Annotated in this window: 12 protein-coding genes and 1 pseudogene; 10 read left to right on the top strand and 3 right to left on the bottom strand. The window is 63.3% G+C overall.

Features of this window, described 5'->3' with window-relative positions; genetic code table 11:
• The 9 genes and pseudogenes from C7I55_RS28505 to C7I55_RS15470 form a co-directional block, all read left to right on the top strand.
• Window positions 1-111: pseudogene (locus tag C7I55_RS28505) on the top strand (IS630 family transposase); the annotation flags it as partial.
• Between the two features lie 142 nt (window positions 112-253).
• On the top strand, window positions 254-1,804 hold the full coding sequence (locus C7I55_RS15500; RefSeq protein ID WP_146151038.1) for a hypothetical protein: 1,551 nt from the start codon (window positions 254-256) through the stop codon (window positions 1,802-1,804).
• Between the two features lie 153 nt (window positions 1,805-1,957).
• Window positions 1,958-2,179: a hypothetical protein gene (locus C7I55_RS15495; RefSeq protein ID WP_158266442.1), complete on the top strand. Its 222-nt coding sequence runs from the start codon at window positions 1,958-1,960 to the stop codon at window positions 2,177-2,179.
• Between the two features lie 132 nt (window positions 2,180-2,311).
• Entirely contained in the window at window positions 2,312-3,829 is a 1,518-nt protein-coding gene (locus C7I55_RS15490; protein ID WP_106513850.1) for a hypothetical protein, read from the top strand.
• A gap of 61 nt (window positions 3,830-3,890) precedes the next feature.
• A complete protein-coding gene (locus tag C7I55_RS15485; RefSeq protein ID WP_106513849.1) occupies window positions 3,891-5,081 on the top strand; it encodes an acyl-CoA dehydrogenase in 1,191 nt (396 codons plus the stop codon).
• On the top strand, window positions 5,081-6,205 hold the full coding sequence (locus tag C7I55_RS15480; RefSeq protein ID WP_106513848.1) for a CaiB/BaiF CoA transferase family protein: 1,125 nt from the start codon (window positions 5,081-5,083) through the stop codon (window positions 6,203-6,205). Before C7I55_RS15485 ends, C7I55_RS15480 begins: the two co-directional genes overlap by 1 nt.
• A 93-nt stretch (window positions 6,206-6,298) precedes the next feature.
• Entirely contained in the window at window positions 6,299-6,709 is a 411-nt protein-coding gene (locus C7I55_RS28895; protein ID WP_233222228.1) for an NUDIX hydrolase, read from the top strand.
• A 47-nt stretch (window positions 6,710-6,756) separates the two neighbouring features.
• Window positions 6,757-7,398 (top strand): DUF47 domain-containing protein, encoded by a 642-nt coding sequence (locus C7I55_RS28890; RefSeq protein ID WP_233222227.1) that lies wholly within the window; start codon window positions 6,757-6,759, stop codon window positions 7,396-7,398.
• Window positions 7,399-7,405: 7 nt separating this feature from the next.
• A complete protein-coding gene (locus C7I55_RS15470) occupies window positions 7,406-8,410 on the top strand; it encodes an inorganic phosphate transporter (protein WP_106513930.1) in 1,005 nt (334 codons plus the stop codon).
• 89 nt (window positions 8,411-8,499) lie between these two features.
• On the opposite strand, the gene C7I55_RS15465 is transcribed toward C7I55_RS15470, so the two are convergent.
• Entirely contained in the window at window positions 8,500-9,915 is a 1,416-nt protein-coding gene (locus C7I55_RS15465; RefSeq protein ID WP_106513847.1) for a methyl-accepting chemotaxis protein, read from the bottom strand.
• A 109-nt stretch (window positions 9,916-10,024) separates the two neighbouring features.
• Here C7I55_RS15465 and C7I55_RS15460 point away from each other — a divergent pair, with 109 nt between their 5' ends.
• The gene (locus C7I55_RS15460; RefSeq protein WP_106513846.1) at window positions 10,025-11,203 is read left to right on the top strand and encodes a vWA domain-containing protein; all 1,179 of its coding nucleotides are present in this window, start codon (window positions 10,025-10,027) and stop codon (window positions 11,201-11,203) included.
• A gap of 8 nt (window positions 11,204-11,211) precedes the next feature.
• On the opposite strand, the gene C7I55_RS15455 is transcribed toward C7I55_RS15460, so the two are convergent.
• Both C7I55_RS15455 and C7I55_RS15450 read right to left on the bottom strand, forming a co-directional pair.
• Window positions 11,212-12,414, bottom strand: a complete 1,203-nt coding sequence (locus tag C7I55_RS15455) for an exo-beta-N-acetylmuramidase NamZ family protein (RefSeq protein WP_106513845.1) — start codon at window positions 12,412-12,414, stop codon at window positions 11,212-11,214.
• On the bottom strand, window positions 12,411-12,941 hold the full coding sequence (locus C7I55_RS15450) for a DOMON-like domain-containing protein (protein ID WP_146151036.1): 531 nt from the start codon (window positions 12,939-12,941) through the stop codon (window positions 12,411-12,413). The genes C7I55_RS15455 and C7I55_RS15450 overlap by 4 nt, the downstream gene beginning before the upstream one ends.
• Window positions 12,942-13,078 lie beyond the last annotated feature (137 nt).

Genomic DNA, 13,078 nt, shown 5'->3' with positions numbered 1-13,078 from the left:
GAGGAGCGCACCGTCGAAGCCTGCTGGAAGCGCATCGGAACCCTCCTCGACTGCTTCGACCCCGTCGAATGCGCAAACTACCTCGCAAACAGCGGATATGCTTCAGTCTAAGATGATCATGCTCTAAAGTCGCGATTGGCACGCCCGCTGAACTGTGTTCACTGTTGGTCGGACGTCCGTCGACACCTCGCCGGGGTCACGATCAAGCGCCGGACCACAGGCCGGCTCGGCGCATCAGAGGGAGGCTAGTCCAGTGCCAGAACCGTTTGGACGTTTCGTGCCCAATGATCCTGCAGCAGACAACTCGATTGCGATCAACGCAGCGCTTGCGGATCCCGAGGTATTCGGGGTGATCCTGCCGGGCGGAGACATCCGCGTGGATCATGCCGTGGTCGTGCCTACCGGCAAGTTCGTGCGCGGTTCGGGGCGTGGCGTGACCCGCCTCGTTCGAACCAACAACGTTGCGGGTGCGGATTATTTCGACAAGGCTCTGATACGCTCGGTAGATAATGCCGATGGGGTCCGCGTAAGCGATCTGTCGGTCGTTTCGCCCAAGGTAAACGACAAGGTTCAGGGCGTGTGGATGCGCGGTGCCCGCAATTTCGTTGTCGAGAATGTCGAAGCGCTGAACTGCGGATACGCGTTCTGGGCGCAGGAATTCGCGCGCTTCGGCGTCTTTCGAAACATCATATCACGCAACGCCAACGTCCACTTCGAAACCACGCAAGCGACCGACATCCTGTTCGAAAACATGGATTCCAGCGATGGCGACGGCGACAACCCGCTCGGAGTGGAGGCCGTTTGGCACACCCTGTTCGGCAGCAAGCGCATAACCTTTCGGCATGGCCGCCACACGGGCAAGGGGACCCCCTATCTCGTCATCGCCGACGCCGGCGCAGGCAATGCCGGCCTGATCGACGAAATCCTGTTTGACGACTGCGACGCAGTAAATACGGACGGGAAATTGATCCTGTTCATGAACAAGATCACGGCGACGGCCTCGATCAACCGAGTGATGCTCAAGGATTGCAATGTCGTTGGCGGCAACGTGGGTCCGAGTGCAAGCCTCCTCGGTCTGATCTATCTAGGCAATGCGGTGATCCAGGGGGGACGAGGTGTTTGTTTCAGCCAACAGGTCTATTCGGTCGGTGCCGGCGCTTCTCTGAAGGCGCTGAATCACGAGGTCGAGGTGAATTCACCGGCAGCTGCGTACGGCGCAGTCTACTCCGGTAGCGTTCAGGTGATCGGCGGCAGCATCACCATCAATGCACCTCTGGTAGCTACCGCAGTCGGCGGTCCAATCACGATCACCGGTACGTACATAAAGCATGTTGCGGGACTGTATCTTCCGGGTGGCATCGGCGAACTGGTTCAATATACCTACCCGATCGACCTACCGATCACGAACGGCGGCAATCAGGTCGTCGGAGCCGGCAACGGCCAGCCGAGACCGCAATTCACGCTTACCAACGGCAACACGTATCGCATCAGGTTCAGAGGGAAGATGCGCAAAGGTGCAGGTGCGTATCCGGCGATGTCGCTGCTGTTCGAAGGAACGGGAGGAACGATCACGTCCGGCTCGATCGCCTTCGAAAAGGACGACGGCACGATCGAGAGCTTTGCGCCAGCGGTCAACGGCGCATATGTCGGCGCGGGCTTGGGCAGCGTGCCGGCGAACGCCACCCGCAATTTCTTTCTCGACGTAACGATCAAGGGTAACGGAAGCCAATTGGCACTCAACCAGGGGTCCAGTCCAAACACAATCCTTGCCGGCGCGGTACTATCGATCGAGCGGATTCTCTAGCCGCTGCCGCTCCAACATGCCTGCGTGCGTGAAAACGCACCAACTCGCCAGAGCTCGCGGCGCTCAGCGACCGTTGAGCTTCGAACGGAGCGGACGGCCAATGCAGGTTAAGGCATTCCGCTCAGCGCTGCTCTACCACTCACCTGGAGCTGAGTGGAGAGGATTTCGGTGGACCGTCCAAGCCTCGTCGTGCGCGCTTTCGAATTGGCCCGTTCGGGCCGCTGCAGGAGCGTTCAGGATTTGAAATCGCAGCTCAGAAGCGAGCGGTACGGTGCGGGAGAGATCCAGGCGCACCTCGAGGGGCGGCTGACGGTATCGCAACTCAAGGGAGCGATCGCCGATGCCCTGGCCAACAAGGGCGCGCCTGTGCCTTGACCGTCGTGCGCGAGGGCGCCCGACACGCCAGTTAGGCGTGCCGAAATGTCGGAGCCAGATTAATCGCCATTGCTCTTGCGCGGCGCACCGGGTGACATTAGCCTCCCCTAAGTTATTGGGGAGGGGCCGATAATGAAGAACAAGACGTGGCGCGGGCTTGCTGCGCTGCTGCTCGCCATCCTTGCCGCGGAGCAGGCTCCCGCAACGTGGAAGAAAGCCGAGAGCGAGAACTTCATTCTCTACGGACAAGCCAATGAAGGCAAGCTTCGGGAGCAGATCAGCCTGCTGGAAGATTATCAAAGCTTCCTGCGCGCATTGACCGGGGTCAATGATCCTGCCTCCCCGAACAAGCTGCCTGTCTACCTTGTTCGGGGCGCCGGCGAACTCAAGACAGTTCGCGACATGGGTCCGAACGTTGGCGGCTTCTACACGGCGTCGTCCTCCGGCATTGCCGCCTTTGTCGATGAGCGGGCCGGAAGCTGGGCCGATGAAGACAACCACATCCTCTTCCACGAAATCGCCCATCATTTCATGATGCAGTACCGGCCGACCGCGTACCCGGCCTGGTACGTGGAAGGGTTCGCGGAATATGTAATGACCGCCCGGTTCAAGCCGAAGACCATCGAATATGGCTGGCCGAGCGAAGGCCGTGCGGCGTGGCTCGGGCGTACAACTTGGCTGCCGACGGAGCGGATCCTGTTCGCACGTCCGCCCCGCAAAGGCCCCGAAGCCGCGTCCTTCTATGCGCAGAGCTGGCTCATCGCCCACTATATGCTCCGCGATGCCGGCCGAGCCGCCAAATTCAAGGCCTACATCAATGCGCTGGTCAAGGGCGAGGAGCCAAAGGCAGCCTTCATGGCCCAGTTCGGCGAGGTGAAGGCGTTCGGGCGCGCACTCGAGACCTATGCCCGCAAAGGCATGACCTACACGACTCGGACACGGGCGAGCGCCGCAGTGCAGCCGAAGGTTGCAATCACGACGCTGCCCGCGGCAGCCGAGGACCTGCTGCTTAGAGAAGCGGCGATGCATGTGGGTATTCGCGACCAGGACGCACCGCAGCTCCTGGCCCGGGTTCGCGCCGAGGCCGCCAAGTTCCCGTCCGATCCTTACGCGCAGCGAGTCCTCGCCGAAGCCGAAACGCTGTACGGTGATCGCAACAAGGGCGCAGCGCTGCTCGACGGACTGCTGAAGACGGCAGCATCCGACGTGGAATTGCTCTATCTGCGCGGCATGAAACACGTCCTCGACGCGCGCGCCGAAGACCAGGATCCTGCACCCCACTACAAGGCCGCCCGAACATGGTTCGTTCGCGCCCACAAGGCCGACGAATATCATTTCCCCACCCTCGCCCGCTATGCCGAGAGCCTGCGCACGGATCGCCGCTTCGACAGCGACAATACGGCCGAGATCGTGCTGCTTGCGCAGGAACTGGCGCCACAGGTAGACGAGCTCTCGGTCAACGCAGCGAGCCTGTTGATCATGCGCGGGCGCTTCGAGGATGCGGAAGCGCTGCTCCTTCCCCTCGCCTCCTCTCCCCACAATGAAGGCCTGGCGAAGGCCGCAAGCGCGATGCTCCGCCAGGCACGAGGTAGAAGCAAGACGCCGCTGCCGGACAACGATGAACCGGCCGTGGAAACGGCTTCGCAGTAGACATCGGCTCACCGAAACGCGAAGGGGTGGAGCAATCAATCCTTTCCTTCAAGGAACCCGAATGTCCGATCCCGCCATTGGCCGCTTCGACTGGGCCGATCCGTTCGCGCTCGATGCGCAGCTTTCCGATGAGGAGCGGCTCGTCCGCGACACTGCCGAGGGCTACGCGCAGGAGCGGCTGCAACCGCGCGTGACCGAGGCCTATCTCGAGGAGCGATTCGATCGCGACATCATGTCGGAGATGGGCGAGCTCGGGCTGCTCGGCGCGACGGTTCCCACCGATTATGGCGGCGCCGGTCTCAACTACGTCAGCTACGGCCTTGTCGCCCGCGCCGTAGAGCGCGTCGACAGCGGTTATCGCTCGGCGATGTCGGTACAATCCTCTCTCGTCATGCACCCGATCAACGCCTACGGATCGGACGCGCAGAAACGGAAATATCTGCCTAGGCTCGCCAGCGGCGAATGGATCGGCTGCTTTGGGCTGACCGAGCCCGACGCCGGATCGGATCCCGGTTCGATGCGCACCCGGGCTGAGCAAGTGGACGGCGGCTATCGGCTCAGCGGTGCCAAGATGTGGATCACCAATTCTCCCATCGCCGACGTGTTCGTCGTCTGGGCCAAATCGGATGCGCATGATGGCGCGATCCGCGGCTTCATCCTCGAAAAGGGCATGGCAGGCTTGTCGGCGCCCAAGATCGGCCAGAAACTGTCCCTGCGTGCGTCGATCACCGGCGAGATCGTGATGGACGGTGTCGAGGTGCCGGAGGAGAATCTGCTTCCCAACGTCAGCGGGCTCAAAGGTCCGTTCGGCTGCCTGAATCGGGCGCGCTATGGCATTGCCTGGGGCGCGATGGGCGCCGCCGAGGCGTGTTTCCATGCCGCCCGCACCTACACGCTGGACCGCAAGCAGTTCGGCCGTCCGCTCGCCGCCACCCAGTTGGTGCAGCTGAAGCTCGCCAACATGATCACCGAGATCACCCTGGGGCTCCAAGCCGCCCTCCGGGTCGGCCGGCGCATGGACGACGGTGAGCTGATTCCGGACACGATCAGCCTGATCAAGCGCAACAATGTCGGCAAGGCGCTAGACATCGCTCGTGTCGCCCGCGACATGCACGGCGGCAATGGCATCTCAGCCGAGTTTCAGATCATGCGGCACGCGGCCAATCTGGAAACGGTCAACACCTACGAAGGCACCCACGACGTTCACGGGCTTATCCTGGGACGCGCAATTACCGGCATTTCCGCCTTCTGATGGACAAGCCGCTCTCCGGCTTGCGCGTGCTCGAGCTCGCCCGCATCCTTGCGGGCCCCTGGGCCGGGCAGCTGCTCGCGGATCTCGGCGCCGAAGTCGTCAAAGTCGAGCGTCCGGGGAGCGGTGACGATACCCGCGGATGGGGACCACCCTTCGTGGAGAGCGACGGTAGCGCCGCCTATTTCCACAGCTGCAACCGCGGCAAACGCTCATATGCCATCGACTTCGAGAGCGAGGAGGGTCGCGAACAGGTACGTGCGCTCGCCGCGGAGGCCGACATCTTGATCGAGAATTTCAAGGTTGGCGGCCTTGCCAAGTTCGGTCTCGACTACTCATCGGTGGCGGCCCTGAACCCGCGGATCATCTACTGCTCGATTACCGGCTTCGGCCAGGACGGGCCATACGCGCCGCGCGCCGGCTATGATTTCATGATTCAGGGAATGGGCGGAATCATGGACCTGACCGGCGATCCGACAGGCGAGCCGCAAAAGATCGGCGTTGCCTTTGCCGACATCTTCACCGGCGTCTATGCCTCGAACGCGATCCTCGCAGCGCTTCATGGACGCGCGGCGACCGGCCGCGGCTGTCATATCGATATGGCGCTGCTCGACACCCAGGTGGCCGTGCTCGCCAATCAGGCAATGAATTATCTGGTCTCGGGCGAGACGCCGCGGCGCCTCGGCAATAGCCATCCCAACATTGCGCCCTATCAAACCTTTCAGGTTCGCGACGGCTGGGTGATTGTAGCGGTCGGCAATGACGGGCAATTCCGTAGGCTCTGCATTCTTCTCGGCCTCGGCGCAATCGCCGAGGATTTGCGCTTCGCCACCAACGCCGATCGGGTCGGCCACCGCGACGCGCTCACCGCCGCTCTCGCCCCAGCCTTGCTTCAGCGCGGCAAGGACGAACTGCTGACGGCGCTCGCCGCATCGGGCGTTCCTGCCGGTCCGATCAACTCGGTGGCCGACGTGTTCGCCGATCCTCAGGTCATTGCTCGCGGCCTCCGCCTCGATCTGGGGGGCGTTCCATCGGTGGCCTCCCCGATCGTCATCGACGGCAGGCGCCAGGTTGCTGACCTTCCCAGCCCGGCGCTCGATTCGCGTGACAACGGCGGTGTCCGATAGGCCCCGAAGGGGGCCGGAGATGGTTTCGCACGCGTGCGGATCGTTCCGCAGTTCATTTTGTTGCATAAGAACAAAATGGACGGAGAGGATTCGGTGCCGACCCAATACGGAGTCGTGCCGCTGCGGGTGGAACAGGGAACGCTGCGCGTGCTCCTGATTACCTCGCGCGAGACTCGCCGGTGGGTAGTTCCGCGCGGCAACCCGATCGGCGGCCTGTCTCCGTCCGCCTCGGCCGCTCAGGAAGCGTTCGAAGAAGCGGGCGTGCGCGGCGTGGTGGCAGCGGATCCGCTCGGCAGCTATCGTTATACCAAGAAGCGCAAGAATGGCGCCGGCGTTCTCACGGACGTTCAATTGTTCCGCATGGTCGTCGAGGAGGAGCTCGAATCCTGGCCGGAGGCGCAGGAGCGCGAGCGCCGCTGGTTCGCGCTCGACGAGGCAGCCGATGCCGTCCAGGAACCCGATCTGCAGGCACTCCTCCGCCGCCTGGACGCGGCATTTTGCTAAGCCCCTGCGCCTCTGCTAGGCGCCCGCTCATTCAACGGGGATAATGCATGCTCAAGGCATTCCAGCGGCTGATGCCCAAGGAGGAACGTTTCTTCGATCTCTTCGCACAGCATGCGGAGACGATCGTCGCCGGTGCCGACGCGATGGTAAGGATGTTCACCGGCGAGACTCCGGTTGCCGACTCATGCAAAGCAATCGGCGCGCACGAGAACCGGGCCGACGATGTCACCCGCGACGTCATTGTCGCCGTGCGCCGGTCGTTCATCACGCCCTTCGATCGCAGCGCGATCACCGGCCTCATTTCCTCCATGGACGATTCCGTCGACGAAATGTGGCAAACCGCCAAGGCGATCACGCTCTACGAGGTATCCAGCTTCGAGCCCGAGATGCGCGAAATCTCGGCGCTTGCCGCAGATGCCGCGCGGCTGGTCGCGCAAGCGGTGCCGTTGCTTCGCAACATCGGCAAGAATGCCCAGCAGCTTCACGAACTCACGGAGCAGATCGTCCACCTCGAAGGACGGGCCGACGACCTTCATGAGCAGGGTTTGAAGGCGCTGTATCGAGCGAATGCAACGGCGCCGATGGTCTTCTTCGTCGGGCGCGAGGTCTACAGCCATCTGGAGCGCGTGCTCGATCGGCTGGAGGACGTCGCCGACGAGATTCAAGGCATCGTGATCGACCACGCCTGAGCGGATGATGACCGCCACTCTCGCCTTTCCGCTGCTCGTCGCCCTTATTGCGATCGCGCTTGCGTTCGATTTCATCAATGGGCTCCACGACGCCGCCAATTCGATCGCCACGGTGGTTTCGACACGCGTACTGTCGCCCCAGCTGGCCGTGATGTGGGCCGCCTTCTTCAACTTCATCGCGTTTCTGTTCTTTGGCCTCCACGTCGCCGAGACGATCGGCAAAGGCATCGTCGATGCCAGCATCATCGATCCGGCCGTGATCTTCGCGGCTTTGACCGGCGCGATCGCATGGAACGTGATCACCTGGGCGCTCGGCATCCCATCCTCGTCCAGCCACGCCTTGATCGGCGGGCTGCTCGGCGCCGGCATAACCAAGGCCGGCACTGCCGTTGTGGTGTCGTCCGGCGTAATCAAGACCACGGTCGCGATCTTCCTGTCGCCTATGCTCGGGATGGTGGTCGCCATCCTGCTCGTCGCGCTGACCTCATGGATCGCGCGCCCGGTGCCCGCCAAGACTGCCGATCGCGCCTTTCGGCGCCTGCAACTGCTCTCGGCCGCGGCATACTCGCTCGGCCACGGCGCCAATGATGCGCAAAAGACCATGGGCATCATCACGGTCCTGCTCTACTCCCAAGGCTATCTCAGCGGCGAATTCCACGTCCCGCTCTGGGTCGTGCTGTCCGCGCAAGCAGCCATGGGCCTGGGCACTTTGATGGGCGGCTGGCGGATTGTGCACACGATGGGGTCCAAGATTACGAGGCTCACCCCGCACCAGGGCTTCTGCGCGGAGACCGGCGGCGCGATCATGCTGTTCTCGGCGACATCGCTGGGTGTGCCCGTCTCGACTACGCATACCATCACGGGTGCCATTATGGGCGTCGGGGCGGCCCGGCGTGCATCCGCGGTGCGCTGGGGCGTTGCCGGCAACATCGTCGTCGCCTGGTTCCTGACCCTGCCCGCTGCCGGGATCATCGCAGCCTTGACCTACGGAACGACGCGCCTCTTCGCCTGACAGCGATCACGCACCCAGGTACCTCCCGTGCGGCACGAAGTTGTAGGAACAAAGGTGTGTGGCAGCATCGACGACGCGCGGATCAATCGCTACTCGAGGCGCATCGCTTCGTCGCGATAGGCGAGCTCGAAATTGCCGTAGCGGCGACCGTTCACGTACAGCGGAACGAACACATTCTTCACCGGGAGGTAGCGGCCCTCGCCAAGATTGATGCGGTACGTGACCAACATCGCTTCCTTGTCGCTGGCAACGGCACGCCGTGTGGCATCGTCCATCATGTTCCGGCGGTTGCGGCTGTTCTTGGTGTTCCAGGCGACGTCTGCCCCCTGCGGGTGCGAGCGATCGGTGACGTGGGTCGGCAGATAGCCGTTGATGTCGCTCATCACGCAGCCGATGTAGCGCGGGTCCTCGGCGCTGACGCGATCGAGGATCGGCCGGATGTGGGCGTCCGCCCAATCGTTGAATCGGGTGGTAAACTGCGCCGGGTCGCTTCCCGGCACCGGCACATAGGCGAAATCGAAGATATCGTCCGTAGCGAGTTCGGCCCGCTTCAACGCAGCCTCGATAAGGGCCGCGACTTCGCGGTTCACCTGCTGGGCCCGCTCGATGTAGCGCGTGTCGTCGATGCGAACACCGCAGCTGGCGAGCCGGTCGAGCATGTCTCCGGACAACCGCTCGAGCTGACTCAGCCGCTCATGTGCGGAGTGAAGCTGCCCGCCATTTTCCCGCGCATCGGCCGCAAAGTTGGACAGGCCCGATTTCACCCTGTCGACGCTCTGCTGGATCAGGCTGGTAGACTGGGCGATTCCATCGGTCTGGCGATCGACCATGGCAACGATGTCGGCGACGTCGCGGACCGTGGTCGTGATCGCGGCGAACCCGCTCTGCGCCTCGCGGCTGCGCTCCACCCCGGTCTCGATCTCGCTGGTGACGGCCTCCGCCTCGTGGGTGAGTGAAGCCACGGTCGCCGCGATCTCGCTGGTTGCCGCGCGGGTGTCGTGCGCGAGCTTCTTCACCTCGGCAGCCACCACCGCGAAGCTGCGCCCGGCCTCTCCGGCCCTCGCCGCCTCGATGGTGGCGTTGAGCGCCAGCATGTTGGTCTTGTAGGCGATGCCCTCGATGCTGCTCGAGACCTTCTGGACCCGGCTCATCGCTTCGGCGAAGCCGGCCATGCGCTCGCCGAGCTGGACGACGAGCTCGGTGAGACCACTGAAGATGTTGATCGTATCCTCGATCGCCGCCCGTCCCTGCCCCAATTTGTCGCGCGCCTGCTCGGCGAGGATACGGGCTTCATCGGTCGACTCGGCGACTCGCGCCTGATCGAGCAACAGCCGGCTGGTGACCTCCTCCAGCGTATCGAGGGTGCGCAGGTTCGACGAAATCCGCTCCGAGACCCCGGCGACATAGCCGGAAACGTCGCTGCATTCGATCGCCAGCGAGCCGCAATTGCGGGCCACGATGTTGATCGCATCCCCGTCCGGCGCCTCGATCGCTGAACTTGCCACAGGTCCCCCTACTTCTCCGGTTCGGCGTCAGCTTAGTTCGAAGATGTTGAAAGGCCGTTAACCAGCGAACAGCTGGCATGCTGGGATCGCAGCGCCTAGAAACGAGGCCATGTTCTTCTCCTTCGTCGACGAGCTCCGCGCGGCGGGTATTGCCGCTTCCCTGAAGGAGCATCTCACGCTGCTCGAAGCACTGCAGGCCGAGGTCATCGCCGCCCGGCCGGAGGAGTTCTACTATCTCGCCCGCGCCACCTTCGTGAAGGACGAGAGCCTGCTCGACCGGTTCGATCAGGTGTTCGGAAAGGTGTTCAAGGGGCTGGAGGCCGATTACGGGCCCGACGCCCAGCCGATTCCCGAGGATTGGCTGCGCAAGATCGCCGAACATTACCTGACGCCCGAGCAGATGGCAGAGGTCCAGTCGCTTGGGTCGTGGGAAGAGATCATGGAGACGCTCAAGAAGCGCCTCAAGGAGCAGAAGGAACGCCATCAGGGCGGTAATAAGTGGATCGGCACCGGCGGCACCTCGCCCTTCGGGCATGGAGGGTACAATCCCGAGGGAGTCCGGATCGGTGGCGAAGGCAAGCATGGCCGCGCGCTCAAGGTGTGGGACAAGCGCGAGTTCAGGAATCTGGACAGCGCCACTGAGCTCGGCACCCGCAACATCAAGGTCGCGCTGCGCCGCCTGCGCCGCTTCGCGCGCGAAGGGGCTGCCGACGAGCTCGATCTCGACGGAACGATCGATGGCACGGCGCGCAGGGGCTGGCTCGACATCCGCATGCGACCTGAGCGGCACAATGCGGTCAAGCTGCTGCTCTTCCTCGATGTCGGAGGCTCGATGGATCCGCATATCCGGGTCTGCGAGGAGCTGTTCTCTGCCGCCACCTCGGAGTTCAAGAACCTCGAATTCTTCTATTTCCACAATTGCCCTTACGAGAGCGTGTGGAAGGACAATCGCCGCCGCTTCGCCGAGCGCACGCCGACCTGGGACGTGCTTCACAAGTTCGGCCACGACTACAAACTCGTCTTCGTCGGCGATGCGTCGATGAGCCCCTATGAGATCAGCCATCCCGGCGGCTCTGTCGAACATTACAACCAGGAAGCGGGCGCGGTCTGGATGCAGCGGATGGTCACCACCTACCCCTCGGCGGTGTGGCTCAATCCGACGCCCGAGCGCTATTGGGGCTATTCCCAGTCCACCCAGATGATCAGTGCGCTGATGCAGGACCGCATGTACCCGCTGACCCTGGACGGTCTCGACGACGCGACGCGGACGCTCAGCCGAAAGAGCTGAACCAGGCGTCAGTACAGCAGATACGGGCGGCGAGCCTCGGCCCAGGCCTGCTCGTCCCGGGTCGTGATTGCATCGAGATCGTCTGCAACCGCTGCAGCGTCGTCGACCCATTCGCGCAGTGCCGGTCCGCCGTTGATCACGTCGATCGCAAGCTTGCCGAATTCATATTCGTAGGGGAAATCGCGCCACAGATCGTAATCGGGCTGGAGCCGGCGAATGGCCTTGAAGGCCAGCGCCTGCAGTCGCCACGGGCGGAAGGCGTGGTGATCGTAGAAGCGGCCTTCGGGATGGATGTGGACGCCGTGACACAATGTTCCGACATGCTTGTGGAAGGTCGGCTCGAACCAGATTTCCCGCAATGCGCAGCCTTGAAGCCAGTGCGGGGCGAGACGCTGCATTTCGGCGATGACGGCACGTGCGTCGATGTCCGGGGCACCGAAGATCTCGAGCGGGCGGGTCGTCCCGCGGCCTTCGGAAAGGGTCGCGCCCTCGAGCATGACAGTGCCGGCGTAGGACCGCGCCATCGACAGGTTGGGCGCATTCGGGCTCGGATTGATCCAGATCCGCTCGTCGAGCGGCCACCCGAAACCGGGGGCGTCGTCCGGACGATATCCGTCCATCTCGATCACCCGATAATCGACGTCGAGCTTGTTGGTGTCGATGAACCATCGCCCGAGCTCGCCGAGGGTCAGGCCATGGCGCATCGGGATCGGCCCGGCGCCAACGAAACTCTCCCAGCCCGGACGCAAGGTCAGCCCCTCGATCGGGCGACCGGCGGGATTGGGCCGATCGAGCACCCACACGGACTTGCCGTGCTCCGCCGCCGCTTCGAGCACGTAAAGCAGGGTGGTGATGAAGGTGTATATCCGGCAGCCGAGATCCTGGAGATCGATCAGAATCGTATCGAACGTGCCCATCGACTGCCCGGTGGGACGCCGCACCTCGCCGTAGAGGCTGAAGATCGGGATGTTAAGAACCGGATCGCTGTAATCCGGTGATTCCACCATATTGTCCTGCTTGTCGCCGCGCAGCCCATGTTGCGGCCCGAAGGCCGCGCTGAGCCTGATGCCTGGACACGCGGCGAGCGCGTCGAGGCTGTGCCGCAGGTCCTCGGTCACCGAGGCGGGATGGGCGAGAAGCGCGACCCGCTTTCCCTCCAACGGTGCGCGCAATTCCGGGTCGGCGAGCAGGCGATCGATACCAAATTTCATACTGGCCTCGCTGCGGGAAGTTCGAGGTGAAAGCAATCCGGATGGTGGAAATCCGGCTCGCCGGGCGGGTGCTTCAAGGCCCAGTAGGAACGGGTGCCGTTCCGCTCCTCGATGATTGCCGATAACCCGATGTGCCAAGGCGAGTCGGTGGGCAGCAGCGTCCGCTCCAGGTCGATTGTGGCGGTGAGGACCAACAATGGCGGCTCTTCGGGCCGCACTGCTCCCCCCGATATGGTGGTGATGTCTGGAGCCTCTGCACAAGGCTCGCGGACCATGCCCTGCCGGTAATCTGCAAGCCGGTACGCATTCCACTCGCCGGAGGGCGCGAAGTTGAACTCATGGTAGGATCTGCGCTCCCCAACCCGAAGGAAGGCCTCGAAGCAGGTGTGTCGCCAGAGTTCATCGGCTCGGGAAGCGCCTGCGGTGTGGCGCGGCATCTCAATCGCTTCGATGTTGCCGCTGACCACATAACGAAGCGCAAAACGGCGCGCGCCGAGCTGTGTCAGTTCAACCTCGATCGTCCGCACCGCGGCGCAGGGCGTGTCCGGGTGCGGGAGAAGAGGGAGACGAAGGGTCATGGCCGCGGCGTAGAAAATGGCGCTAGCTCGGACAAGCGCCAAGGTGCGTCGCGCTCCTCGCTGCCCCTTTGTGTTGCCGGGAGCGC

The sequence above is a fragment of the Allosphingosinicella deserti genome (genome assembly GCF_003012735.1).
Taxonomy (GTDB): Bacteria; Pseudomonadota; Alphaproteobacteria; order Sphingomonadales; family Sphingomonadaceae; genus Allosphingosinicella; species Allosphingosinicella deserti.
Note: the sequence above shows the minus strand (reverse complement) of the source record. Positions and strands in the feature narration are given on the sequence as shown.